The organism is Streptomyces sp. NPDC107498, from assembly GCF_055582805.1.
The window spans coordinates 19,618-43,507 of record NZ_JBVJPE010000006.1 but is presented as its reverse complement, the minus strand read 5'-3'; the positions used below and the strand labels follow the sequence as shown (position 1 = coordinate 43,507).

Annotated in this window: 23 protein-coding genes; 13 read left to right on the top strand and 10 right to left on the bottom strand. The window is 72.2% G+C overall.

All coding sequences use genetic code 11. From position 1 onward, the window contains the following. Window positions 1-66: 66 nt before the first annotated feature. The 10 genes from ACZ66Z_RS12760 to ACZ66Z_RS12715 all read left to right on the top strand — a co-directional run bounded on the left by ACZ66Z_RS12760 (window position 67) and on the right by ACZ66Z_RS12715 (window position 8,139). Window positions 67-1,032, top strand: a complete 966-nt coding sequence (locus ACZ66Z_RS12760) for a Rossmann-like and DUF2520 domain-containing protein (RefSeq protein WP_469933981.1) — start codon at window positions 67-69, stop codon at window positions 1,030-1,032. Continuing rightward, window positions 1,029-2,135, top strand: a complete 1,107-nt coding sequence (gene panC / locus ACZ66Z_RS12755; protein WP_469933980.1) for a pantoate--beta-alanine ligase — start codon at window positions 1,029-1,031, stop codon at window positions 2,133-2,135. Before ACZ66Z_RS12760 ends, panC begins: the two co-directional genes overlap by 4 nt. Continuing rightward, a complete protein-coding gene (locus tag ACZ66Z_RS12750; RefSeq protein ID WP_469933979.1) occupies window positions 2,132-3,829 on the top strand; it encodes an L-aspartate oxidase in 1,698 nt (565 codons plus the stop codon). Before panC ends, ACZ66Z_RS12750 begins: the two co-directional genes overlap by 4 nt. Beyond that, complete coding sequence (nadC, locus tag ACZ66Z_RS12745) at window positions 3,830-4,846, top strand: carboxylating nicotinate-nucleotide diphosphorylase (protein ID WP_469933978.1); 1,017 nt, start codon at window positions 3,830-3,832, stop codon at window positions 4,844-4,846. It begins immediately after the preceding gene. Then, window positions 4,846-5,652 (top strand): type III pantothenate kinase, encoded by an 807-nt coding sequence (locus ACZ66Z_RS12740; RefSeq protein WP_190155747.1) that lies wholly within the window; start codon window positions 4,846-4,848, stop codon window positions 5,650-5,652. The genes nadC and ACZ66Z_RS12740 overlap by 1 nt, the downstream gene beginning before the upstream one ends. A 97-nt stretch (window positions 5,653-5,749) precedes the next feature. Then, window positions 5,750-6,322, top strand: a complete 573-nt coding sequence (locus ACZ66Z_RS12735; protein ID WP_469934260.1) for a hypothetical protein — start codon at window positions 5,750-5,752, stop codon at window positions 6,320-6,322. 14 nt (window positions 6,323-6,336) lie between these two features. Then, window positions 6,337-6,516 (top strand): hypothetical protein, encoded by a 180-nt coding sequence (locus tag ACZ66Z_RS12730; protein WP_469933977.1) that lies wholly within the window; start codon window positions 6,337-6,339, stop codon window positions 6,514-6,516. Window positions 6,517-6,696: 180 nt separating this feature from the next. Then, on the top strand, window positions 6,697-7,116 hold the full coding sequence (locus ACZ66Z_RS12725) for a BlaI/MecI/CopY family transcriptional regulator (RefSeq protein WP_469933976.1): 420 nt from the start codon (window positions 6,697-6,699) through the stop codon (window positions 7,114-7,116). A gap of 15 nt (window positions 7,117-7,131) precedes the next feature. Beyond that, the gene (locus ACZ66Z_RS12720; protein WP_469933975.1) at window positions 7,132-7,650 is read left to right on the top strand and encodes an amino-acid N-acetyltransferase; all 519 of its coding nucleotides are present in this window, start codon (window positions 7,132-7,134) and stop codon (window positions 7,648-7,650) included. 153 nt (window positions 7,651-7,803) lie between these two features. Next, window positions 7,804-8,139, top strand: a complete 336-nt coding sequence (locus ACZ66Z_RS12715) for a histone-like nucleoid-structuring protein Lsr2 (protein ID WP_030324199.1) — start codon at window positions 7,804-7,806, stop codon at window positions 8,137-8,139. Here the strand turns inward: ACZ66Z_RS12715 and ACZ66Z_RS12710 are convergent. Further along, entirely contained in the window at window positions 8,118-8,705 is a 588-nt protein-coding gene (locus ACZ66Z_RS12710) for an SCO3374 family protein (protein ID WP_469933974.1), read from the bottom strand. The two genes, ACZ66Z_RS12715 and ACZ66Z_RS12710, sit on opposite strands and share 22 nt — an antisense overlap. 461 nt (window positions 8,706-9,166) lie before the next feature. Between ACZ66Z_RS12710 and ACZ66Z_RS12705 the strand changes: the two genes are divergently transcribed. Next, entirely contained in the window at window positions 9,167-11,689 is a 2,523-nt protein-coding gene (locus ACZ66Z_RS12705; protein WP_469933973.1) for an ATP-dependent Clp protease ATP-binding subunit, read from the top strand. Window positions 11,690-11,760: 71 nt separating this feature from the next. Here ACZ66Z_RS12705 and ACZ66Z_RS12700 read toward each other — a convergent pair whose 3' ends face one another. Continuing rightward, window positions 11,761-14,535: an NACHT domain-containing protein gene (locus ACZ66Z_RS12700; RefSeq protein ID WP_469933972.1), complete on the bottom strand. Its 2,775-nt coding sequence runs from the start codon at window positions 14,533-14,535 to the stop codon at window positions 11,761-11,763. Next, window positions 14,532-14,870, bottom strand: a complete 339-nt coding sequence (locus ACZ66Z_RS12695; RefSeq protein WP_469933971.1) for a trypco2 family protein — start codon at window positions 14,868-14,870, stop codon at window positions 14,532-14,534. Before ACZ66Z_RS12695 ends, ACZ66Z_RS12700 begins: the two co-directional genes overlap by 4 nt. A gap of 496 nt (window positions 14,871-15,366) precedes the next feature. Between ACZ66Z_RS12695 and ACZ66Z_RS12690 the strand changes: the two genes are divergently transcribed. Beyond that, window positions 15,367-16,050 carry a M23 family metallopeptidase gene (locus ACZ66Z_RS12690; RefSeq protein ID WP_469933970.1) on the top strand — a complete coding sequence of 228 codons (684 nt, stop codon included), beginning with the start codon at window positions 15,367-15,369 and terminating at the stop codon, window positions 16,048-16,050. An 8-nt stretch (window positions 16,051-16,058) separates the two neighbouring features. Here the strand turns inward: ACZ66Z_RS12690 and ACZ66Z_RS12685 are convergent, their stop codons facing one another. Then, window positions 16,059-16,613, bottom strand: coding sequence for a TetR/AcrR family transcriptional regulator (locus tag ACZ66Z_RS12685; protein ID WP_469933969.1), 555 nt, complete (start codon window positions 16,611-16,613; stop codon window positions 16,059-16,061). A 100-nt stretch (window positions 16,614-16,713) separates the two neighbouring features. Here ACZ66Z_RS12685 and ACZ66Z_RS12680 point away from each other — a divergent pair, with 100 nt between their 5' ends. Beyond that, complete coding sequence (locus ACZ66Z_RS12680; RefSeq protein WP_469933968.1) at window positions 16,714-18,297, top strand: MDR family MFS transporter; 1,584 nt, start codon at window positions 16,714-16,716, stop codon at window positions 18,295-18,297. Between the two features lie 126 nt (window positions 18,298-18,423). On the opposite strand, the gene cseC is transcribed toward ACZ66Z_RS12680, so the two are convergent. The 6 genes from cseC to ACZ66Z_RS12650 form a co-directional block, all read right to left on the bottom strand. After that, entirely contained in the window at window positions 18,424-19,740 is a 1,317-nt protein-coding gene (cseC, locus tag ACZ66Z_RS12675; RefSeq protein ID WP_469933967.1) for a two-component system sensor histidine kinase CseC, read from the bottom strand. Window positions 19,741-19,782: 42 nt separating this feature from the next. Beyond that, on the bottom strand, window positions 19,783-20,484 hold the full coding sequence (gene cseB, locus ACZ66Z_RS12670; protein WP_469933966.1) for a two-component system response regulator CseB: 702 nt from the start codon (window positions 20,482-20,484) through the stop codon (window positions 19,783-19,785). Between the two features lie 43 nt (window positions 20,485-20,527). Further along, window positions 20,528-21,367, bottom strand: a complete 840-nt coding sequence (locus ACZ66Z_RS12665; RefSeq protein WP_469933965.1) for a hypothetical protein — start codon at window positions 21,365-21,367, stop codon at window positions 20,528-20,530. Beyond that, window positions 21,355-21,927, bottom strand: coding sequence for a SigE family RNA polymerase sigma factor (locus ACZ66Z_RS12660; RefSeq protein ID WP_469933964.1), 573 nt, complete (start codon window positions 21,925-21,927; stop codon window positions 21,355-21,357). Before ACZ66Z_RS12660 ends, ACZ66Z_RS12665 begins: the two co-directional genes overlap by 13 nt. A 193-nt stretch (window positions 21,928-22,120) precedes the next feature. Next, window positions 22,121-23,050, bottom strand: coding sequence for an HhH-GPD family protein (locus tag ACZ66Z_RS12655; protein ID WP_469933963.1), 930 nt, complete (start codon window positions 23,048-23,050; stop codon window positions 22,121-22,123). Between the two features lie 33 nt (window positions 23,051-23,083). Further along, a complete protein-coding gene (locus ACZ66Z_RS12650) occupies window positions 23,084-23,755 on the bottom strand; it encodes a phosphatase PAP2 family protein (protein ID WP_469933962.1) in 672 nt (223 codons plus the stop codon). Between the last annotated feature and the right edge of the window lie 135 nt (window positions 23,756-23,890).

Here is a 23,890-nt window from a genome sequence, read left to right as displayed (position 1 = left end):
CTGGCGTAGCATGACCAGAAATCGTCCGGTACCCGCCGAGGACTGGAACGGAAGGCCGTCCCCACCGTGAACGCACCAGCAGCGCCAGAGCCCCGAGCCGAGGACCGACCCGCCCGGCTCACCGTCGGAGTCGTCGGCGCCGGCCGTGTGGGCCCCGCCCTCGCCGCCTCGCTCCGGCTCGCCGGGCACCGCCCCGTCGCCGTCTCGGCGGTCTCCGACGCCTCCCGGCGGCGCGCCGCCGCACTCCTGCCCGACGTCCCGGTGGTCGAACCCGCCCGCGTCCTCGCCCTCGCCGACCTGGTCCTGCTGACCGTGCCGGACGACGCGCTGCCCGGACTGGTCGAGGGCCTCGCCGACACCGGGGCCGTACGGCCGGGACAGCTGCTCGTGCACACCTCCGGGCGGTACGGGGCGCGGGTCCTGGACCCCGCCCGCCGGGCCGGTGCCCTGCCGCTGGCCCTGCACCCCGCCATGACCTTCACCGGCACCGCCGTCGACGTCCAGCGGCTCGCCGGCTGCTCCTTCGGGGTGACCGCGCCGGAGGAGCTGCGGCTCGCCGCCGAGGCGCTGGTGATCGAGATGGGCGGCGAGCCCGAGTGGATCGCGGAGGAGGCCCGGCCGCTCTACCACGCGGCCCTGGCCCTCGGCGCGAACCACCTGGTCACGCTGGTGGCCCAGTCGATGGAGCTGCTCCACAAGGCCGGGGTCGCCGCCCCCGACCGCATGCTGGGCCCGCTCCTGGGCGCCGCCCTGGACAACGCCCTGCGGTCCGGGGACGCGGCCCTCACGGGGCCCGTCGCGCGCGGTGACGCCGGTACGGTCGCCGCCCACGTGTCCGAGCTGCGCAAGCACGCGCCCGGCACCGTCTCCGGCTACCTGGCGATGGCCCGCACGACCGCCGACCGGGCGCTCGCGCACGGCCTGCTCAAGCCCGAACTGGCCGAGGACCTGCTGGGCGTGCTGGCCGAGCCGTCGGGCGGAGCCGCCCACCCCGCAGACCCCGCCGACGGGCCGCAAGGAGACGACCGATGACCCCGTCCGCCCGCGAGAGCGCGCAGCACGCGGAGCGCGCCACGACCGCCGGGGCCCCCCGCGCCGGCCGGCCCGTCCGCCGTCAGCCCGCCGAGCTGCTGCCCACGGTCGAGGACCTCCGCGACGCCGTCGCCCGCGGGGGCGCGCCCGGCCGCACCGCCGTGGTCATGACCATGGGCGCCCTCCACGAGGGCCACGCCACCCTGATCCGGGCCGCACGCGAGCGCGTCGGCGCCCAGGGCTTCGTCGTCGTCACCGTCTTCGTCAACCCGCTCCAGTTCGGCGCCGGCGAGGACCTCGACCGCTACCCCCGCACCCTCGACGCCGACCTCGCGCTGGCCTTCGAGGCGGGCGCGAGCGCCGTCTTCGCGCCCTCCGTGGACGAGGTCTACCCGGGCGGCGAGCCCCAGGTCCGGATCGCCGCCGGGCCGATGGGCGAGCGCCTCGAAGGCGCCTCCCGCCCGGGCCACTTCGACGGCATGCTGACGGTCGTCGCCAAGCTGCTCCACCTCACCGCGCCCGACCTGGCCTTCTTCGGCCAGAAGGACGCCCAGCAGCTGGCCCTGATCCGCCGCATGGTCCGCGACCTGAACTTCCCCGTCGAGATCGTCGGCGTGGAGACCGTCCGCGAGACCGACGGCCTGGCCCTCTCCAGCCGCAACCGCTACCTCTCGGCCGGGGAGCGCCGGACGGCGCTGTCGCTGTCGCGCGCGCTGTTCGCCGCCCGCGAGCGGCTCGCCGCCCAGGAGGCGCTGCGCGCGCGTGCCGCCTCGCTGCCCGGCGCCCAGGGCCGGGCCGAGAACCGGGCCGAGGCGCTGTCGCGGCTCGGCGAGGCCCGGGCAGCCGCCGACGCCCACGCGGTCGCGCAGGCCGCCGAGGGCGGCTGCGCCGAGGCCGTGCGGGCCGCGGCCCGCGCCGTCCTGGACGGGGCCGCCAAGGCCGAGCCGCCGCTCGTCCTCGACTACCTGGCCCTCGTGGACCCGGCCGACTTCACCGAGGTCGCCGACGGCCACGACGGGGAGGCGGTCCTCGCCGTCGCCGCGCGCGTGGGGAGCACGCGGCTCATCGACAACGTCCCCCTGACCTTCGGAGCCGCCAAGTGACCGGAATACGGCTGCACGCCCCCGCACCGGGCTGGGCCATCGACGCCGACGTCGTCGTGGTCGGCTCCGGGGTCGCCGGGCTCACCGCCGCCCTGCGCTGCACCGCCGCCGGACTGCGTACGGTGGTGGTCACCAAGGCCCGCCTCGACGACGGCTCCACCCGCTGGGCGCAGGGCGGCATCGCGGCCGCGCTCGGCGAGGGCGACACCCCCGAGCAGCACCTCGACGACACCCTCGTCGCCGGTGCCGGGCTCTGCGACGAGCGGGCCGTGCGGGCCCTGGTCACGGACGGCCCCGACGCGGTCCGCCGGCTGATCGCGACCGGCGCCGACTTCGACAGGACCTCCGACGGCGAGATCGCGCTGACCCGGGAGGGCGGCCACCACCGTCGCCGGATCGCCCACGCGGGCGGGGACGCGACCGGCGCCGAGATCTCCCGCGCCCTGGTCGAGGCGATACGGGACCGGGGCGTGCGCACCATCGAGCACGCCCTCGTCCTGGACCTCCTGACGGACGCCGAGGGCCGCACGGCGGGCGTGACCCTGCACGTCATGGGGGAGGGGCAGCACGACGGCGTCGGCGCCGTCCACGCGCCCGCGGTGGTCCTCGCCACCGGCGGCATGGGCCAGGTCTTCTCCGCCACCACCAACCCGGGCGTCTCCACCGGTGACGGCGTCGCGCTCGCGCTGCGGGCCGGGGCCGAGGTCTCCGACCTGGAGTTCGTCCAGTTCCACCCCACGGTGCTCTTCCTCGGGGCCGGCTCCGAGGGCCAGCAGCCGCTGGTCTCCGAGGCGGTGCGGGGCGAGGGCGCCCACCTGGTCGACGCCGACGGGGTCCGCTTCATGCTCGGGCAGCACGAGCTGGCCGAGCTGGCGCCCCGGGACATCGTCGCCAAGGCGATCATCCGCCGGATGCAGGAGCGGGGCGCCGAGCACATGTACCTCGACGGCCGCCACTTCGGCGCCGAGATGTGGGCGGAGCGCTTCCCGACGATCCTGGCGGCCTGCCGCGCCCACGGCATCGACCCGGTGACGGAGCCGATCCCGGTCGCCCCCGCCGCCCACTACGCCTCCGGCGGCGTCCGCACGGACCTGTCGGGCCGGACGACCGTGCCCGGGCTCTACGCGTGCGGGGAGGTCGCCTGCACGGGCGTCCACGGCGCCAACCGGCTCGCCTCGAACTCGCTCCTGGAGGGCCTGGTCTTCGCCGAGCGGATCGCCGAGGACGTCGTGGCGAGCGCCGCCGGCCGCGGTCCGGCCGTCCCGGTGGAGCACCCGGCCCCGGTGGTCCTGCCGCTGCTCGACCCCGGAGCCCGGCGCCGTGTCCAGCGCACCATGACCCTGGGCGCCGGAGTGCTCCGGTCCGCCGCGAGCCTGCGCACGGCCTCGGAGGAGCTGGACGCCCTCCACATCCCGCCCGTCCCCGGCGAGGGCGACGACCGCAAGTCCGCCGAGCCGGGCGTCGAGTCCTGGGAGACCACCAACCTGCTCGCCGTCGCCCGCCTCCTGGTCGCGGCGGCGTCCCGCCGCGAGGAGACCCGCGGCTGCCACTGGCGCGAGGACCACCCCGACCGGGACGACGCCCGGTGGCGCAGGCACCTCGTCGTCCACCTCACCCCGGAGCGGTCCCTCGACGTCCGCACCACCGGGACCTCCGACCTTCCCCCCACCGCCGACGCCCCCAGGGAGCCGTAAGTGAGCACGCCCGAGGAAGCCCGTCCCGAGCCCGTGGACGTCCCCCTCATCCAGATCAACACGGTCTCCGACGAGACCGGCGGCTGCGGCGAGGGCTGCGCCTGCGGCGACGGCGAGGAGTTCGAGTGCGGGCTCGACCCCGCCCTCGCGCAGCTGCTCGCCGACGCCGGTCTCGACCCCGTCCAGGTCGAGGACGTCGCCCACCTCGCGATCGCCGAGGACCTCGACGGCGGGGTCGACGTGACGACCGTGGCGACCGTCCCCGAGGACGCCGTCGCCACCGCCGACTTCACCGCCCGCGAGGCCGGTGTCGTGGCCGGCCTCCGGGTCGCCGAGGCCGTCCTGTCGATCGTCTGCACCGACGAGTTCGAGGTCGAGCGGCACGTCGAGGACGGCGCGCGCGTCGAGGCCGGGGAGAAGCTCCTCAGCGTCACCGCCCGCACCCGCGACCTGCTCACCGGCGAGCGCAGCGCGCTCAACATCCTGTGCCGCCTCTCCGGCATCGCCACCGCCACGCGCGCGTGGGCGGACGTCCTGGAGGGCACGAAGGCGAAGGTCCGCGACACCCGCAAGACGACGCCTGGCCTGCGCGCCCTGGAGAAGTACGCGGTGCGCTGCGGCGGCGGCGTCAACCACCGCATGTCGCTCTCCGACGCCGCCCTGGTGAAGGACAACCACGTGGTGGCGGCCGGCGGCGTCGCCGAGGCCTTCAAGGCCGTCCGCGAGCTGTTCCCGGAGCTGCCGATCGAGGTCGAGGTCGACACGATGCACCAGGTCCGCGAGGTCCTGGACGCGGGCGCCGACCTGATCCTGCTGGACAACTTCACCCCGCTGGAGACCGAGGAGGCCGTCGCCCTGGTCGCGGGCCGCGCCGTCCTGGAGTCCTCGGGCCGGCTGACCCTGGAGAACGCGGCGGCGTACGCGGCGACCGGCGTCGACTACCTGGCCGTCGGCGGCCTCACCCACTCCTCCCCGATCCTCGACATCGGCCTCGACCTGCGCGAGGTGCGGGCCTGATGCTGCTCACCATCGACGTCGGCAACACGCACACGGTGCTCGGTCTCTTCGACGGCGAGGAGATCGTCGAGCACTGGCGGATCTCCACGGACCCGCGCAGGACCGCCGACGAGATGGCGGTCCTGCTCCAGGGCCTCATGGGCATGCACCCGCTGCTGGGCGTCGAGCTGAGCGACGGCATCGAGGGGATCGCCATCTGCGCGACGGTCCCCTCGGTGCTGCACGAGCTGCGCGAGGTGACCCGCCGGTACTACGGCGACGTGCCGGCGGTCCTGGTGGAGCCGGGCGTGAAGACGGGGGTGCCGATCCTCACGGACAACCCCAAGGAGGTCGGCGCCGACCGCATCGTCAACGCGGTCGCGGCCGTCGAGCTGTACGGCGGCCCGGCGATCGTCGTGGACTTCGGCACGGCGACGACGTACGACGCGGTCAGCACGCGCGGGGAGTACGCGGGCGGTGCGATCGCGCCGGGCATCGAGATCTCGGTGGAGGCCCTGGGCGTCAAGGGCGCCATGCTCCGCAAGATCGAGCTGGCCCGGCCGCGCAGCGTGATCGGCAAGAACACGGTCGAGGCCATGCAGTCCGGCATCGTCTTCGGGTACGTGGGCCAGGTCGACGGCGTCGTGGCCCGGATGAAGCGGGAGCTGGTCGGGCCGAAGGGCGACCCCTCCGACGTCACGGTGATCGCGACCGGCGGCCTGGCGCCGATGGTCCTCGCCGACTCGAAGGAGATCGACGCGCACGAGCCCTGGCTGACCCTGATCGGCCTGCGGCTGGTCTACGAGCGGAACGTGTCCCGCATGTAGGGGTGGGCTCGGCGCGCCGCGATGATCGCTAAGCGAAAATTGTCCGATTAGCGCGTAGTGTCGGCCCATGCCCACGCCATACGGATCCCGCGGCGGCATGGCGTTCAGCGCGGACGAACTGCGTGTGCTCCGCCGCGCCCTTGCCACCGCCCTCCACCCCGCCCCCCTCCAGGAGGAGGACGTCCGGGACTGCCTGCGCCTGACCGAATCCGTGGACGAGGCGGTACGCGAGGCGGGCCGGCTGCGCGCCTTCCTCCTCGCCGACCTGGTCCGCTACCGCGAGGCGCTGCCCGGGTCCCTCGGCGGCTACCTGGACCTCCTCCGGGACGCGCTGGCCGCCGGGTACGACCCCGACGCCGACGACCTCGCCGCCCTGCGCGCGCTGCGCCGCAACCCGGCCGCCGCCGAGCTGCTCGCCCGCTGCCGGGTCCTCGCCGAGCGCTCCGTGCGCGCACGCCTGGCCCGGGTCTCCCAGGCCACCGCCGCGAACGCGCCCTCCGCCTCCCGGGCCCGGCTGCTCGCCCTGCCCGGCGGGCGCACGACGGGCGACGAGCCCAAGCCGACCCCGCCCGCGCCGGCCGAGCGTCCGGTGCCCAAGCCCTCCGAGGCCTTCCCGCCGCGCCGCCGCCCCGTACCCCCGCCCCCACCGGAGGAACGGGCCGCCGGATAGCTACTCTGGACGGCATGGAATACGTATCCGCGCTCCTGCCCCCCGTCGTGATGGCCGCGTTCTTCATCGGCCTCGTCGTCACGATCGTCAAGAGCCAGGGCGGCCCGAACAAGGCCAAGGAGGACGCGGTCGTGGACGCCGCCCTCGCCCGCGCCGAGGCGGCCCGCCAGGCGGACGGCTCCGCCGCCTCCTGAGGCCCCGCGCCCCGCGATCCCCGCACCGCCCCGCGCTCTCCGCGCCGGCTCCGCGGCCCCGTACCGCTCCGCGGGTCCGTGCCGCCGAGGACGTGCGACCTTTCGAGGTCGTGCGTCCTTTTTGTTGGTTTCTTGTCGCCAATAGCCCCATATCGGCATTTTGCGCACTAGGGTGACGCTGTGCCCCGTCCATTGGGAGAGCTCGAAGACGCCGTCATGACGCGCGTCTGGCAATGGAACCGTCCGGTGACCGTCCGGGAAGTTCTGGAGGACCTCCAGCAGGAACGGTCCATCGCCTACACCACCGTCATGACCGTCATGGACAATCTCCATCAGAAGGGCTGGGTCCGCAGGGAAGTCGAAGGCCGCGCCTATCGATATACGGCGGTCTCCACCCGCGCCGCCTACTCGGCGGCCCTGATGAACGAGGCCTGGGCACAGAGCGACAACCCCGCCGCCGCGCTCGTCGCCTTCTTCGGGATGATGTCGCCGGAACAGCGGGAGTCGCTGAACGACGCCATCCGGATCGTCCAGCGCGACAGCCCGGTCCCCGCCGCCCCGAGGGAGCCCGAGGGCGGCGAAGGGGCACCCCGCCCGTAGCGATAACGTCCCCCCATGTCGACCTCCGTCAAAGCCGTCACCGTCCGCAGGGCCCGCACCGGCGACGTCCCCGCGGTCCGCCGTCTCGTCGATCCTTTCGTGCAGCGCGGCATCCTGCTCGACAAGGCGACCGTGACCCTTTACGAGTCCATCCAGGAGTTCTGGGTGGCGGAACGCGACGAGGACGCCACCGTCGTGGGCTGCGGCGCGCTCCACGTCATGTGGGAAGACCTCGCCGAAGTCCGCACTCTCGCCGTCGATCCCGACTTCAAGGGCGTCGGCGTCGGACATCAGGTGCTGGACAAGTTGTTGCACACCGCCCGATGGCTCGGGGTGCGGCGGGTATTCTGCCTGACCTTCGAAGTCGACTTCTTCGCGAAGCACGGCTTCGTCGAGATCGGCGAGACCCCGGTCGGCGGAGATGTCTACAGCGAGCTCCTGCGTTCCTATGACGAGGGAGTCGCCGAGTTCCTCGGTCTCGAACGAGTGAAGCCGAACACCTTGGGCAACAGTCGGATGCTTCTGCACCTGTGACGCGGAAGCCCGGGATCCTCTCGTGGATCCCTATGTCCGAATCGCGCACGTTTCCCGCGCTGCCGGGCTTCTGAACCTCTCCCAGGGGTTTGTGTTTTTCCGGGAAAAGCGGTTTCCTTTCCGCGTACTGCATTTTCGATGAAAGGAAATCCGGTGGCACAGAAGGTTCAGGTCCTTCTTGTCGACGACCTCGACGGCGTCGAGGCGGACGAGACCGTGACGTTCGCGCTGGACGGCAAGACCTACGAGATCGACCTCACCACCGCCAACGCGGAAAAGCTCCGTGGCCTGCTCGAGCCGTACACCACGAGTGGCCGTCGCACCGGTGGCCGCACCACCGGCGGACGCGGCAAGGGCCGCGCCGTGGCGACGGGCAGCCAGGACACCGCGAAGATCCGCGCGTGGGCCAAGGAGAACGGCATGAACGTCAACGACCGCGGGCGCGTCCCCGCCGACATCAAGGCTGCCTACGAGGACGCGAACCGCTGAGGCGGCAGCTGCTGAGCCGTCCCGCGGCCACGGGCACTCAGCAGCCGCACCCGGTGGCACTCCGCGGCGGCGGCGGTCACGAGACGCACCAGACAGGGGGCGCCCGCAACGCCCCACGGCGCGGGCCGCAGCGCCGGCAGCGAGGGCTCGACCTCGCGGCCCGGCGCGGGCGCCCGCAGCCACACCGCGGCGCCCGGCGCGCCGGATCCGCTCCACCCCGGGGGAAGGGGTGCGGTCATCCGGCCGTCGGCACCGAGGACCGCGAGATCCAGCGAGATCCCGCCCCACTCCAGCCAGTCGAGCAGCCCCGGCAGCTCCTCCGCGCTCCCCGCGGCCACGAGCAGCCCCATCCGGCGCCCCACCAGGGCCACCGGTCCCGTCGCCGCGCCCATCCGGCGCAGCACGCCCCGGCCGGCCTCGGCGGGCACCTCCAGGACGTCGAAGCGCAGTCCCGTGACCAGCCGCACCGGCGGGCCCGCCTCCGTCGCCCAGCCGAGACGGTCCTCGTACCACCGCGCCACACCGCCGTCGATCGGCGAGCGGGGCGGCGGGACGGTGAAGGCCATGTCCGGGGAACTCCCGGAAGGGCGTCCTGGTTACGCCCGCGGTGACCCGGCGTCCCCGCCGGATCGCACACGGTGTCCGGGATGGGGCGTAAGAGTGCATTCGGGCGCGCAAGGGTGTTCGCTGGTAGCGGAGGGAACCGGGGTGCGCCGCATGGAGTGTCAGTCCTCACGGGTAAGACATTCCTAGTGGGAAGGGGCGACTCGCGGGCTTCGGCGTCTCACGTTCGCCATCGGCGTACTGATGGCGCGGGTAACTACTTGGCCTGCGGGAACATCGTCTCGCACCATCGGGTTGGAGCATTTGTCGGCTGTTCGGCAGCAGGTCTCCCCGCTGAAGAGGGGGTGATCCGGACGGATGTCGGCAGTTGGAATGAGCGGTCCCCGCTTGCGGGACTAAGCTGCGGAAGGACAGGGAGGGGATCGACCCCTAACTGACTGACCGCTCTGAGGAGCGATTAACGATGTTCGAGAGGTTCACCGACCGCGCGCGGCGGGTTGTCGTCCTGGCTCAGGAAGAAGCCCGGATGCTCAACCACAACTACATCGGCACCGAGCACATCCTTCTGGGCCTTATCCACGAGGGTGAGGGTGTCGCCGCTAAGGCCCTGGAGAGCCTCGGGATTTCGCTCGAGGCGGTCCGCCAGCAGGTTGAGGAGATCATCGGGCAGGGGCAGCAGGCCCCGTCCGGCCACATCCCCTTCACCCCGCGTGCCAAGAAGGTCCTGGAGCTGTCGCTCCGGGAGGCACTCCAGCTCGGCCACAACTACATCGGCACCGAGCACATCCTGCTCGGCCTGATCCGCGAGGGCGAGGGCGTCGCCGCCCAGGTCCTCGTGAAGCTGGGCGCCGACCTCAACCGGGTGCGGCAGCAGGTCATCCAGCTGCTCTCCGGCTACCAGGGCAAGGAAGCCGCCACGGCCGGCGGTCCTGCCGAGGGCACCCCCTCGACGTCCCTGGTCCTCGACCAGTTCGGCCGGAACCTCACCCAGGCGGCCCGCGAATCCAAGCTCGACCCGGTCATCGGGCGCGAGAAGGAGATCGAGCGGGTCATGCAGGTGCTGTCCCGCCGCACCAAGAACAACCCGGTCCTCATCGGCGAGCCCGGCGTCGGCAAGACCGCCGTCGTCGAGGGCCTGGCGCAGGCCATCGTCAAGGGCGAGGTGCCCGAGACCCTCAAGGACAAGCACCTCTACACCCTGGACCTCGGCGCGCTGGTCGCCGGCTCCCGCTACCGCGGTGACTTCGAGGAGCGCCTGAAGAAGGTCCTCAAGGAGATCCGCACCCGCGGCGACATCATCCTGTTCATCGACGAGCTCCACACCCTCGTGGGTGCGGGTGCCGCCGAGGGCGCGATCGACGCCGCCAGCATCCTCAAGCCGATGCTGGCCCGCGGTGAGCTCCAGACCATCGGCGCCACCACGCTCGACGAGTACCGGAAGTACCTGGAGAAGGACGCGGCCCTCGAGCGCCGCTTCCAGCCCATCCAGGTCGCCGAGCCGTCGCTGCCGCACACCATCGAGATCCTCAAGGGTCTGCGCGACCGGTACGAGGCCCACCACCGGGTCTCCATCACCGACGAGGCCCTCGTCCAGGCCGCGACCCTGGCCGACCGGTACATCTCGGACCGCTTCCTCCCGGACAAGGCGATCGACCTGATCGACGAGGCCGGCTCCCGGATGCGCATCCGCCGGATGACCGCGCCGCCGGACCTCCGCGAGTTCGACGAGAAGATCGCCGGCGTCCGCCGCGACAAGGAGTCCGCGATCGACTCGCAGGACTTCGAGAAGGCCGCGTCCCTGCGCGACAAGGAGAAGCAGCTCCTCGCCGCGAAGACCAAGCGCGAGAAGGAGTGGAAGGCCGGCGACATGGACGTCGTCGCCGAGGTCGACGGCGAGCTGATCGCCGAGGTCCTCGCGACCGCCACCGGCATCCCGGTCTTCAAGCTGACCGAGGAGGAGTCCTCGCGTCTGCTCCGCATGGAGGACGAGCTCCACAAGCGCGTCATCGGCCAGAAGGACGCCGTCATCGGCCTCTCGCGGGCCATCCGCCGTACCCGTGCGGGTCTGAAGGACCCGAAGCGCCCCGGTGGCTCGTTCATCTTCGCCGGCCCGTCCGGCGTCGGTAAGACCGAGCTCTCGAAGGCGCTCGCCGAATTCCTCTTCGGCGACGAGGACGCGATGATCTCCCTCGACATGTCGGAGTTCAGCGAGAAGCACACGGTTTCCCGCCTCTTCGGTTCGCCGCCCGGATACGTCGGCTACGAAGAGGGCGGCCAGCTCACCGAGAAGGTGCGCCGCAAGCCGTTCTCCGTCGTCCTCTTCGACGAGGTCGAGAAGGCCCACCCCGATATCTTCAATTCCCTTCTCCAGATCCTGGAGGACGGTCGCCTGACTGACTCCCAGGGCCGGGTCGTGGACTTCAAGAACACGGTCATCATCATGACGACCAACCTCGGGACCAGGGACATCTCGAAGGGCTTCAACCTGGGCTTCGCCGCCCAGGGCGACACGAAGTCCAACTACGAGCGGATGAAGGCGAAGGTCAGCGACGAGCTGAAGCAGCACTTCCGCCCGGAGTTCCTCAACCGCGTGGACGACATCATCGTCTTCCCGCAGCTGACGCAGGAGGACATCCTCCAGATCGTCGACCTGATGATCAGCCGCGTCGACGAGCGCCTGAAGGACCGGGACATGGGCATCGAGCTCTCCCAGTCCGCGAAGGAGCTGCTCGCCAAGAAGGGTTACGACCCGGTGATGGGCGCCCGGCCGCTGCGCCGGACGATCCAGCGCGAGATCGAGGACACGCTGTCGGAGAAGATCCTCTTCGGCGAGCTGCGTCCCGGTCACATCGTGGTCGTGGACACGGAGGGCGAGGGCGAGGAGCGCAAGTTCACCTTCCGCGGCGAGGAGAAGACGGCCCTGCCGGACGCCCCGCCGATCGAGGCGGCGGGCGGCCCGGGCCCGAACCTCTCGAAGGACGCGTGACGCCGCGCTGAGCGCGTAGCGCTGCGAAGGGGCGGCCCCGGAACCAGAACGGTTCCGGGGCCGCCCCTTCGTCATTCGACGATGAGCCGGTCGCCGAGGGCGGCGGCGCCCAGGATCCTCTTGCGGGGGACGCCGTGGACGCGGACCTCGAGACCGGGGCACTGCTGGAGTGGGGTGAGGTCCAGCGTTCCTTCCTCGGAGTGCACCTCGCGAAGGTGAAGAAGACGCAGCGATCCGAGTTCCGCCACTGACTCGACGCTCGCCACCCGGGGGCAGGAAGTGACGACGAGGACGCGGAGCCGTGAGCAGTCCAGTGAGCGCAGAAGAGACAGGTCGGTCAGCTGCTCGTTCAGTCCGATGCCCAGGAACCGCGGAGCCTGCCCGTTCAGCCCGTGGACGATCTCGTCCGGATCGAAGTCCTCGACGATGCTGATGCTGTCCAGGCCGTCGAGGTTCCGCAGCAGGCGAAGGTGTTCGGGGGTGTGGGCCATGAGCGAATCGCCCGGCCGGAAGAGGGAGACGACGTCCTGTGCGAACGCCTCGGCGGGAAACGCTTCCCAGCTCGCGCCGAAGAGGTGGGCCCTTCCCGCCATGGCGAAGGTCCGAGCATAGGGGAGGGCCTCCCTGCCGCCGACGGCGACGATGAGGTCGGCGATCTGGCGCTCGGCGTCCTTCGCGACTGTTTCCGGACCGGGCAGCATCGGCAGTACGTAGCCGCCCAGGCGGGCCAGCCGGCTCACCTGCTCCGGGTTCCGCGGTGGGATCACCGACTTCACCGCCTTCCTCACCCGGCTGTGCAGGCTTCCGTCCAGCCAGGCCGCGTGCTGGGCCGTCAGCGCCGCCAGGACGTACAGCGTGGTCTTCAGGTCCCGTTTGCGAGTGGCTGAACCGGCCGTCAGGAGGCCCTCCACCAGGACGGGGAGGTCGCGCCGGGTGCAGTGGCCGGCTGCCAGCAGGAGGACGTCGTGCCACTGTTGGTCGTGGGTGTGCCCGAGGAGTTCCTTGAGTTGATCGTCCTCGACCAGCTCCTTCGCGGCCAGGAAGTCCTGGAAGGTGCGGTGGGCGAAATGGAAGACGCCGTCCGTGCGCTCCTGGAGGAGGCCGCTGCGGTTCAGGAGGTGGGTGAGGATCTCCTCCGGGCTGCCCTGGTCGGCGACCCGCGGCATGCCCGGCAGAGCGCGGGTCAGCTGGTGCAGAGCCTGCTCGCGGCCGAACTCGGTCTGTCCGCCCCGGACCAGCCAGGCCGCCAGCCGTTGGAGGAGCTGGGTGTGCTCCTCCACCGACATGCGGATGCCGTCCGGGGCGTCGATGCGACGCCGTTCGTCGCGGACGCCGAGCAGCATCTGCAGCGCCGAGGAGTAGAGCGCCCACCGGCTCTCCGGCAGGAAGCCCTCCCGGAGCCGGTGCAGGGCGCAGATGACCGCGCAGAGAAGCGGGGTCCGGGCCAGGTCGGCCAGGGTCGGGTTGTGCCGGAACTGCTGGGCCAGGTCCCGTTCGAGGTCGGCGAGGTTCCCCTCGGCGTCGCCGTCGAGGCGAGCGGCCGCATGCCAGGCGGTGACGAAGGCCTGGATGTCGGCGTCCCGGAGCGGGAGGAGGGTGAGTTCCTCGAACTGCTCGGATCCGAGCCAGTCGGGGGCGACGGCGAAAGGGCGTACGGTCGCGACACAGCGGGTGCGGGGGTAGCGGGTGAGAAGCCGGGAGAGCCAGGCGTGGGCGGCCTCGCGCTCGTCCGAGGGGACCTCGTCCAGGCCGTCGACCAGGAGGAGGCCCCGCCCGGAGGCCAGGATCCGGCCCGCCCAGCCCTCGGGGGCGGGGTCGACCATGAGGCCGGCGACCCCGGGCAGGTCGGCGGGGGAGGGGTAGCCGGTGCCCTGGGCGCGGAGGGTGCGCAAGGGGACAACGAAGGGGACCAGGCCGTTCAGTTCGGCGAGGTTCGGCCCGAGGGTCCCGGCGGCGGCGTGCGCCGCGAGCCACCACACGAGGGTGGTCTTCCCGGCGCCCGCGTCGCCGCGGAGCAGGACCCGGGGGCGGGAGGCGAGCAGGTCGTCGATCCGCTGCGGGACGGCAGCGGTCTCGCCGTTCCGCGAGGTGGCCTCCAGCGAGACGTATGCGGTGTCGAGATCCCATTCCGAGGCCCGTTTGCCCAGTTCGTCCAGCCCGAAGATCCGGGTGCGGCGGTAGACCGCGCCGATCGCCTCGGCGTAGTCCTCCTCGTGGGGCTGGTCGTGGGGGTGGGTGCGCGTGACCGGTATGAGGGGGGCGTAGGGGGCGAGCCACTCACGCGCCTCCTCGTCGGCGAGGATCGCCGAGAGGGGGACGCACTCCAGGCGGCGGTGGCCGCGCCCGCGGGGGACGGCACGGACGATGCCGATGAGGCAGCCGTCGGCGAGGACGGGGGCGCCGGAGAGACCCGCGAGCGGAGAGGAGCCGCTCTCGTCGGCCGTCACGGGCGGGTGGTCCAGTTCGACGGTCAGTACACGGCGCAGGAGCCCGGCCATGGGCAGCACGGTTCCGGTGAACTGGTCCAGATCGGGCTTCTGGCCGTCGTGGCGCTGGACCCGTGGGAAGCCGAGGATCTCGCAGCCGGGGACCGGGCGGTCGGTGGCGACGGCACTGAGTCGTGGTGCCGGGCCGAGACGCGCAGGACTGCGTAACAGGGCGGCGTCGAGGCGCTCGTCCGACCAGACCACCTGTGACTGGTGGGCGGGCCGCAGTGCGGGCACCACCTTGGCGCTGTACGCGCCGTCGAGAACGTGGGCGCTGGTCAGGACGAGGTCGGGGGCGACGAGGACCCCGCTGCCTTGTCGCCTTCCCAGGACCATGACCGTGCTGGGGACCGCCGTCACCGTTCCGCCGTCCCGGGCAGCCCACCGAACCCCGACAGGTCGGGCTCCTCGTCGTTCCCCACCAGCCAGGGGCCGCCCGTCGCCGCGTTCCTCGGCTTCAGGGTGACGGCGACCCGGTGGGTCTCGCCCTTCGTGCGGGTGGCGTCGGCGCCCGCCTCCACGACCCAGGCCTTCACCTTGCCGCTGCCCTTCGCCTCCTGGCGGAGTTCGATCGTGAACTCCATTTCGATGTCGCCCACCTCGAAGGCGACGGTCTGGCCGGTGGCCCGGCCGGCGGCGGTGATCAGTTGGTCCCGTACGGACTGGATGGCGTCGGCGAGTTCGATCTTGCTCATGACCTGGAAGCTACCGACGCGGGGGCGGGAGCGGAGGGGTTTCGGGCGGCTCGGTGGCGTGACCCAGGTCGCTTTCGGGCGGCCCGGCCGCGTGACCCAGATCCCACTGGGGGCGGCGCGCTGGTGACAAGGCGCACAGGCGTTTCGAGGGGTACGAGCCGGAATAGTAGCGACCTTTGGGAGAGATTCGGGACGTTCCGGGACGAGCCGGAGGGACTTTGGTCCTGGAGGGGTCCGAACCGGGCGTCAGGCGCGTTCTGGGCGGTTTCGGGCCCCGCGACGTGCGGTTAAACCGTTTCCCTTGTTCCGGTATGTCCGATTTCGCAGTCCTCCTCCGGAGTCGTCAAGACCTGAACTTCTCGGAAGATCGCTACGACGCAATGTCGTAGATGGGGTGTTTTGGCCGGGCCGGGGGTCCGGGTTACCAAGGATGAGCAAGCCCGGCGCGGCGAACCGTCCGCGTCGGGTCCCGTACGTCCCGGAGGTTTTCCCCCGTATGTCGAAGCGCGTCATGAACCCCGCCGCCCGTATCACCGCCGTTGCTCTCGCCACCGCGGGTCTGGGAGCGACGCTGGTGGCCGGAGCAGGGTCCGCCTTCGCCGCCGAGGGCAAGGCCGCCGCCCCGGCCGCGCTGACCGCGTCCGCCGCCGTCGCCGCCCAGGCCGACGCCCAGGCCCACGTCGCCGCCCAGGTGAAGGCCGCCGTCGCCAAGGCCGCCGCCGTGAAGGCCACGCCCGTGAAGGCCGTCAAGAAGGCGACCCCGGCCTGGGTCAAGCCGGTCACCTCGTACGCCCTCAGCGCCAGCTTCAACCAGGGCGGCGCCATGTGGGCCCACAAGCACTCCGGCCAGGACTTCGCCGTCCCGGTCGGCACCCCGGTCAAGGCCGCCGCCACGGGCACCGTCGTGAAGGCCGGCCCGAACGGCGGCGGCGACGGCCCCGCGTACGGCAACGCCATCGTGATCAAGCACGCCAACGGCACGTACTCGCAGTACGCCCACCTGTCGAAGATCAAGGTCTACATCGGCCAGAAGGTCGCGGCCGGCCAGCGGATCGCCTTCTCGGGCAACACCGGCAACTCCTCCGGCCCCCACCTGCACTTCGAGATCCGTACGACCCCGAACTACGGCTCGGCCGTCAACCCGATGGCCTTCCTGCGGGCCCACGGCGTCGGCGTCTGACGCACCCGTCAGGCCTGCTGGGCCTGCTCGATCAGATCGAGGGCGACCTCGAGGACGGCTTCCTGCTTCTCCTCGGGGTCGCCCTCGACGTTGTCCATGAAGAAGGTCCCGGCGTGCAGCGCGAAGATCGCGCTCACGGCGCGGACCTTGTCCTTCATCGGGGAGTCGGGCTCCTGGATGAACTGGTTGAGCGCGATGAAGCGCTCCTTGAAGGTGAGCCCGATGCTCAGGTCGCGCACGGTCGCCTGGTTCTCGTGCATGAAGCGGAACAGCGGGGCCGCGGCGCGCAGGGCCTTCTGGTAGCGGCGCAGGATCTCCTGCTTGGTCTCCAGGGTGCGCGGCTGCTCGCCCGCCCAGGCGACCAGCTCGTCGATCGGGCGCGCCAGGTCCTGGAAGATCCCGATGATGATGTCTTCCTTGGTCTTGAAGTGGTAGTAGAGCGCGGCCTTGGTGACGTCGAGGCGTTCCGCGATCTCGCGCAGCGACGTCTTCTCGTAGCCCTGCTCGGCGAAGAGTTCGAGGGCCACGTCCTGGATGCGCTGGCGGGTGTTGCCTCGGGCCATGACGGGTCCCACTTTCCAGAAAACTTACTTGACGCCCGGCTAGTTACCGGCCTACCTTCCTCAGTGTAGTAACTAGCCGGGCGGCAAGTAAGGGATTGGCATGGCGACGAAACAGAACGTTCAGGCAGCACAGGGGGAGGCTGCGGACCCGCAGCCGCGCAGCGTACGGGTCGTCCTCCTCGCCCTCATGATCGCGATGCTGCTCGCGATGCTGGACAACATGATCATCGGCACCGCGATGCCGACGATCGTCGGTGAACTCGGCGGCCTGGAGCACCTCTCCTGGGTCGTCACGGCCTACACCCTGGCCACCGCCGCCTCCACCCCCCTCTGGGGCAAGCTCGGCGACATGTTCGGCCGCAAGGGCGTCTTCCTCACCTCGATCGTGATCTTCCTGATCGGCTCGGCGCTCAGCGGCATGGCCCAGGACATGGGCCAGCTCATCGGCTTCCGCGCCGTCCAGGGCCTCGGCGCCGGCGGCCTCATGGTCGGCGTCATGGCGATCATCGGCGACCTGATCCCGCCCCGCGAGCGGGGCAAGTACCAGGGCATGATGGCCGGGATCATGGCCCTCGCCATGATCGGCGGCCCCCTCGTCGGCGGCACCATCACCGACCACTGGGGCTGGCGCTGGTCCTTCTACATCAACCTGCCGCTCGGCGTCGTCGCCCTCGCCATGCTCACCACCGTCCTGCACCTGCCGAGGAAGCAGCGCGCCACGGGCACCCGGATCGACTTCCTCGGCGCCGCGCTGCTGACCGCCGGCATCACCGCGATCGTCCTCGTCACCACCTGGGGCGGCACGGAGTACGCCTGGGGCTCGGCCACCATCGTCGGCCTCGCGGTCGGCGGCGCCGCCGCCCTCGCCGCGTTCCTCTTCGTCGAGACCCGGGCGAGCGACCCGATCATGCCGCTGCACATCTTCCGCAGCCGCAACTTCACCCTGATGTCCCTGATCGGCTTCATCACCGGCTTCGTGATGTTCGGCGCGGTCCTCTACCTGCCGATCTTCCAGCAGGCCGTCCAGGGCGCCTCCGCCACCAACTCCGGCCTGCTGCTCCTGCCGATGCTGCTGTCGATGATGGTCGTCTCGCTGCTCGTCGGCCGCTTCACCACCAGCACCGGCAAGTACAAGGTCTTCCCGATCCTGGGCGGCGCGCTCATGGTGGCCGGCCTCTTCCTGCTCTCCACCATGGACACCGGCACCTCGCGCCTCGTCTCCGGGATCTGGATGGCCGTCCTCGGCGCCGGCATGGGCTTCCTCATGCAGATCACCATGCTGGTCGCGCAGAACAGCGTGGAGATGAAGGACATGGGCGTCGCCTCCTCCTCCACCACCCTCTTCCGGACGCTCGGCTCCTCCTTCGGCGTCGCGATCATGGGTGCGCTCTTCACCAACCGCGTCCAGGACGAGATGGCCTCCCGCGGCGGCGGCGGGCTCACGGAGCGGACCGCCCAGCTCGACGCCGCGAGCCTCGCCAAGCTGCCGGCCGCGCTCCGCGAGGCCTACCAGCACGCGGTCGCGTCCGGTACGCACGGCGCCTTCCTGGTCGCCTCGGCCGTCGCCGTCCTCGGTTTCGTCCTCGCCTTCTTCGTCAAGGAGGTGGCGCTCCGCGGCGCCGGACCGGCCGCGGAGCCCAAGGAGGAGTCCGGCGACACCGAGAAGGTCGCCGAGACGGTCTGATCCCTCGTACGGACCTGATCCCTCGTACGGATCCGGTCCTCGTGCGGACCTGATCCCTCGTACGCGCCCGGTCCTCGGACGGAAGCGGGGCCGGCCCCGGAAAGGGCCGGCCCCGTCTTCGTGCGCTCACTCCACCGGCCGCAGGATCGGGAAGCTGCCCGTGTTCGTCGGCGCGTGGTCCGGCAGCCACAGCACCGCGATGGCCCCGCCCACCCCGTCCGGCGAGCCCTCCGAGGCCACGTTCCGGAAGGTCAGCCGGGCGCCGAGGACCCGGGCCTGGCCCGCGGCGATCGTCAGGCCCAGGCCGTGGCCCTGGCCCGCGCGGTCGCTCGTCCCCGTACGGAAACGGCTCGGGCCCTCCTTGAGGAGCGACTCGGGGAAGCCCGGGCCGTGGTCGCGGACCCGGACCACCCGGCCCTCGACGGTGACCTCGACCGGCGGCTTGCCGTGCTTGGCCGCGTTGGCGAGGAGATTGCCCAGGACCCGCTCCAGACGGCGCGGGTCGGTGTTCACCCAGGAGTCGTGCACGACCCGGACGACGACCTCCGGGTCCAGCACCCGCACCCGCCGCTCCACGAACTCGCCGAGCGCGATCTCCTGGAGCTCGGCCCGCTCGGACGCGCTGTCGAGCCGGGCCACCTCCAGGACGTCCTCGACCAGCGTCCGCATGGCCTGCGCCCGGTCCCGCACGAGCTCGGTCGGGCGTCCCGGCGGCAGCAGCTCGGCCGCCGTGAGGAGCCCGGTGACGGGGGTGCGCAGCTCGTGCGCGATGTCGGCGGTGACCCGGCGCTCGGCCTCGATCCGCTCGTTCAGGGCGTCGGTCAGGGCGTCGACCGCCCAGGCCAGGTCGTCGGTCTCGTCCCGGACGACCCCGCCGACCGCCTCCCGCACCCGGACGTCCGTGTTGCCCTGGGCCACCCGGCCGGCCGCGACGGCGGCCTTCCGCAGCCGCCGCGAGAGCCCGCCGCCGATGAGCACGCCGAGCGCGCAGCCGCCGAAGACCACCGACACCGAGCCGATCACGAGGGCCCGGTCCAGATCGTTCATGATCGTCGCGCTGCGGTCGGCGAAGGGGATGTGCAGCGACAGCACGTCGCCGTTGGCGAGCGGCAGGGCCGCCCACACGTCCGGCGGCCCGCCGTGCCGGTGCTCCTGCACGTACGTCCCGCGCCGCTTGTCCCGCATCAGCTGGTCCAGCTGCTCCGGCAGCGCCGGATCGTTGATCTTCGTGCCGAAGCGGGGCTCCTTCGGCTTCGAGGTCTCGTACATCCGCTGGGCGAAGAGCAGCCGCTCCATCTGCACCTCGCGCGCGTTGTCGAGCATCGAGATGCGGGCGGCGTTGTGCACGACGATGCTCAGGGTGACCGCGATGAGGGCGCCGACCGCCGCGATGGCGACGGCGATCTTCCAGCGGACCCCGGTCCGCAGGGGGAGCGGCCTCACCGGCGCGGGCCCGTCTCGGGGAACGTCCTGTCGATCATGCGGTCAGCTCTTGAGCTTGTAGCCGAAGCCGCGCACGGTCTCGATCCGGTCCTGGCCGATCTTGGCGCGCAGCCGCTGCACGTGGACGTCCACGACCCGGGTGTCACCGCCCCAGCCGTAGTCCCAGACCCGCTCCAGGAGCTTGTCCCGGGACAGCACCGTGCCCGGCGCCGACGAGAACTCTAGGAGCAGCCGCATCTCGGTCGGTGTCAGCGCCACCGGCGCCCCGCCCCTGCGGACCTCCATGCCCTCGGTGTCGACCTCCAGGTCGCCGAAGACGAGGAGCCCGCCGCCGTCCGGCGCGTCCCCCCGCTCGCCCGCGCCGGCGCCGCCCGCGTGCCCGAAGCGGCGCAGCACGGCCCGGATGCGGGCCATGAGCACCGAGCCGTCGAAGGGCTTGGTCACGTAGTCGTCGGCCCCGGCCTCCAGGCCGAGCACGACGTCGATCGAGTCGGCGCGCGCCGACAGCATGATGACGGGCACGGTCGACTCGTCGCGGATGCGGCGGCAGAGGCTGACCCCGTCCATCCCCGGCAGCATCACGTCGAGGAGCGCGATGTCGGGCCGCTGCGCCCGGAAGGCGTCCAGGCCGGAGAGCCCGTCGGGCATGGCGGTCACCCGGAAGCCGTCCCGCTCCAGGGCGAGCTGGGTGGCCTCACGGATGACGTCGTCGTCCTCGACGAACAGGACAAGGGTTTCGGCCATCGTGCGTGCCCTTCGGGGTCTGTGCGTTCTCTCGTTCCACGGCTCAGTCGGCGGAGGATTCGGCCGGCGCGGGTTCCGGGCCGGTGCCGTCGCCGACGGCCCTGCTGTAGTCGTTGTGCACCCAGTCGTGCTGGGTGAACCTGTTTCCCGACCAGCGGTAGGTGATCACGTCCTCGCCCGAGGGGTACGCGACCGGGTCGCCCTTCGCGTACACCTGCTTGGTGACGACGAGGTCGCCCCGGTCGATCGTGGCGTAGACCGCCGCGTCCTCGGCCATGAACACGTTCTCGTACCGGTCGCTCTGCTTGCGGTAGACGTACGTGCCGATGCCGACGGCGTCACCGCAGGTCATCACGTTGACGACGACGTCGGGGGCGGAGGCGTTCGTGAGGTCGCCGTAGGAGGCGTCCACGGGGTACGCGTCCGCCACGCACGGCTTCAGATCGCTCTTCAGCCGCTGACCGATCTTCGGGTCGGCCTTCAGGAGCGCGATCGGATCCACCCGCTCGGCCGACTGCGGGCCGGCGGTGCCGGAGGCGGAGGGGGTGGGCGCCGCGGCGGCGATCTCGTCGGTGCGGGCCGCGCCCTCGTCGCGGGAGCCGGTGCCGCCGGTGGAGCAGGCGGCCAGGGACAGCCCGACGGCGACGAGCCCGGCCGTGGCCGTGACGCTCGCCGCCTTGACGGTACGGCGCGGGCGGCGGCGCCCGGTGGAACACCGGTCGTCGCCGAAGCCGAAGCCGTCGGAGCCGTCGGAGCCACCGAGTCCCCTCGGGCCCGTGAAGCCCTCGGGGCCCCTCGGGCCCGTCGAGTCCCCGGGGCCGTGCTCGGGGTGGTCGTCGTGGCTTCTGCCGTCTCCGTCGGATCCGCCGTCTAGGCCGCGCACCGCTCCCGCCCCCCTTCGTCGCCTCGTACGGTCGCCCGCTCCCCCGCCCGCCCCAGGGCGCGGGCGTCGAGGTCACGGCTCTCCAGCTCCTGGCGGAGCCGGGCGAGCGCGCGGTGGAGCGTCGACTTCACCGTACCCGTCGACATGCCGAGCGCCGCCGCCGTCTCCTCGGTGCTCATCTGCTCCCAGTGGCGCAGGACGACGACGCTGCGCTGCTTCGGCGCGAGCACCTTCAGGACGTCCATGAGGAGGGCGCGGTCGGCGTGCTGCTCGGTCGGGTCCTCGACGCTCGCGTCCGGGAGCTGCTCGGTCGGCACCTCCTCGAGCTTGCGGGAGCGCCACCACTCGGTCCGGGTGTTGATCATGACCCGGCGCAGATAGGCGTCGGCGAGGGACTTGTCGGCGATGCCGTCCCAACGGCCGTACGTACGGGCCAGCGCCGTCTGGAGCAGGTCCTGGGCGTCGACGGGGTCGGCGACGAGCCGTCGGGCACTGCGCAGCAGCGCGTCCTGCCGCGTGCGTACGTACTCCTCGAAGTCGAGCACCTCGCCCTGCCGCATCCCAACCGCCTCCGATCCCCGTGACCTTGTTCCTCGTGTCGTGGACGACGCTACGGAGCGGTTGTCACGGGGCTGTGCGGGCCAGCCGTCGGTCGACGCACGGCTACCCATCGGTTGTGTAACAGCGGAGGCGGAAAAGGTTTGAGGCCCCGCTCCCGGGGGAGCGGGGCCTCAAACGGGTCGGAAGCGGCCTTCAGGACAGCGGCAGCCGGTACCGGTCGCCCTCCAGCGGCTCGACGAGACCGTCCGCGACCAGCCCGTCCAGGGCCCTGCCCCGCTGCACCGGCTCGTCCCAGACCGCGTCCAGGGCCGCCTGCGTCACCGGCTCCGCCGACTCCCGCAGCACCGCGAGGAGCCGGCCGCGCACCTGCCGGTCGGTCCCGGCGTACGTCTGACCGCGCCGCGGCGGACCGTCGTGCGCCGGCTTCCCCGCGAGCCGCCAGGCGCACCGCTCGGCGATCGGGCAGCGCCCGCAGTCCTCGTTCTTCGCCGTGCACACCAGGGCGCCCAGCTCCATGGAGGCGGCCGCCCAGCGGGAGGCCGTCGTCTCGTCCTCCGGCAGCAGCGCCCGGGCGAGCCGCCGCTCGGCGGCCGTGGTCGCGTTCGGCGGGTACTGGACGCCGGTCACCGCCCGCGCGAAGACCCGGCGCACGTTGGTGTCCAGGACCGCGTGCCGCTGTCCGTACGCGAAGGAGGCCACCGCCGCCGCCGTGTACTCGCCGATCCCGGGCAGCGCGAGCAGCTGCCCGTGGTCGCGGGGCACGTCGCCGTGGTGCCGTTCCGTTATGGCGACGGCCGCCGCGTGCAGCCGCAGCGCCCGGCGCGGGTAGCCGAGCCGGCCCCAGGCGCGGACCGCCTCGCCGGGGGCCTCGGCGGCCAGGTCGGCCGGGCGCGGCCAGCGCGCCAGCCACTGCTCGTACACCGGGAGGACCCGGACGACCGGGGTCTGCTGGAGCATGAACTCGCTGACCATGACGCCCCAGGCACCGGCCTCGGGGCGGCGCCAGGGCAGGTCGCGGGCGTGCCGGTCGAACCAGGCGAGGACGGGCCCGTGCAGCTCGGCGGGGAGCGCCGGGCCGGCGGGGGCCGTGGACGTGGGGGGAGTGTCGATGGAAGAAGTCATGGCACCCCCGATCCTGGCACGTCCCCGGCGTGATCAGTACGCGCCGTGGCGTGCGCGAGAGCGCCGCCCGGAGTGCGCGGGGGCGTGCGCACTCGGCCCGCGCCCCGCGCACCACACCACGGCCGAGCTCCGGCTCGACCGGGCCGTCTCCACCAGCGACCGCACGGGCCGCTCCGCCGCCCGCATCACGAGGAGGGCGATCAGGGCGCCGGCGAGCAGACCGACGGTCACGTCGTGCGGGTAGTGGACCCCGGCGAAGACCCGGGAGAAGGCCATGAGCAGCGCCATCGGCACGGTCAGCCAGACGATCCCGCGCCAGGACAGGGCGAGGGCGATCGCGGCGGCACCCGCGATGGCCGAGTGGTTGCTGGGGAAGGACCAGTCGCCGTGGGGCGGGCAGACGACGAGCGAGACGGGCGCGCCGGTGACCGCGCGGCAGGGCCGTTCCTCGTCGACCAGCGACTTCAGGGCCTCGCTCGCCACGTAACCGAAGCCGGTGGCGACCGGGGCGAGCAGTGCGAGTGCCATCGCCCGGCTCGACCCCTCCCGGGAGCGCCACCAGCCGACGAGGAACAGGACGCCGAAGAGAAGCAGCCCGAGCTCCGTCCACACCTCGGCGAGCCACTGGAACCAGTGGGGCGTGGAGTGGGCGAAGTCGGCGACGTCGAGGTACAGACGGTCGGAGAGGTCGAGAAGGGTGTTCATGGTGCATGACGCTAACCGGAATCCGGAGTCCGTCGCCCCGGGCCAACGGCCGGAAGGGCCCCTGGCGAAAGTGGGGGGCCGCGATTCGCGCCGGTTCCCTACGGTTTCCCTCGGCCCCCGTCGGGGTTCCGTCGG

Coding starts and splice junctions, on each gene's coding strand:
- panC (WP_469933980.1), top strand. CDS start 1,029: ATGACCCCGTCCGCCCGCGAGAGCGCGCAGCACGCGGAGCGCGCCACG.
- ACZ66Z_RS12740 (WP_190155747.1), top strand. CDS start 4,846: ATGCTGCTCACCATCGACGTCGGCAACACGCACACGGTGCTCGGTCTC.
- ACZ66Z_RS12735 (WP_469934260.1), top strand. CDS start 5,750: ATGGCGTTCAGCGCGGACGAACTGCGTGTGCTCCGCCGCGCCCTTGCC.
- ACZ66Z_RS12730 (WP_469933977.1), top strand. CDS start 6,337: ATGGAATACGTATCCGCGCTCCTGCCCCCCGTCGTGATGGCCGCGTTC.
- ACZ66Z_RS12720 (WP_469933975.1), top strand. CDS start 7,132: ATGTCGACCTCCGTCAAAGCCGTCACCGTCCGCAGGGCCCGCACCGGC.
- ACZ66Z_RS12710 (WP_469933974.1), bottom strand. CDS start 8,705: ATGGCCTTCACCGTCCCGCCGCCCCGCTCGCCGATCGACGGCGGTGTG.
- ACZ66Z_RS12705 (WP_469933973.1), top strand. CDS start 9,167: ATGTTCGAGAGGTTCACCGACCGCGCGCGGCGGGTTGTCGTCCTGGCT.
- ACZ66Z_RS12695 (WP_469933971.1), bottom strand. CDS start 14,870: ATGAGCAAGATCGAACTCGCCGACGCCATCCAGTCCGTACGGGACCAA.
- ACZ66Z_RS12690 (WP_469933970.1), top strand. CDS start 15,367: ATGTCGAAGCGCGTCATGAACCCCGCCGCCCGTATCACCGCCGTTGCT.
- ACZ66Z_RS12685 (WP_469933969.1), bottom strand. CDS start 16,613: ATGGCCCGAGGCAACACCCGCCAGCGCATCCAGGACGTGGCCCTCGAA.
- ACZ66Z_RS12680 (WP_469933968.1), top strand. CDS start 16,714: ATGGCGACGAAACAGAACGTTCAGGCAGCACAGGGGGAGGCTGCGGAC.
- cseB (WP_469933966.1), bottom strand. CDS start 20,484: ATGGCCGAAACCCTTGTCCTGTTCGTCGAGGACGACGACGTCATCCGT.
- ACZ66Z_RS12660 (WP_469933964.1), bottom strand. CDS start 21,927: ATGCGGCAGGGCGAGGTGCTCGACTTCGAGGAGTACGTACGCACGCGG.
- ACZ66Z_RS12655 (WP_469933963.1), bottom strand. CDS start 23,050: ATGACTTCTTCCATCGACACTCCCCCCACGTCCACGGCCCCCGCCGGC.
- ACZ66Z_RS12650 (WP_469933962.1), bottom strand. CDS start 23,755: ATGAACACCCTTCTCGACCTCTCCGACCGTCTGTACCTCGACGTCGCC.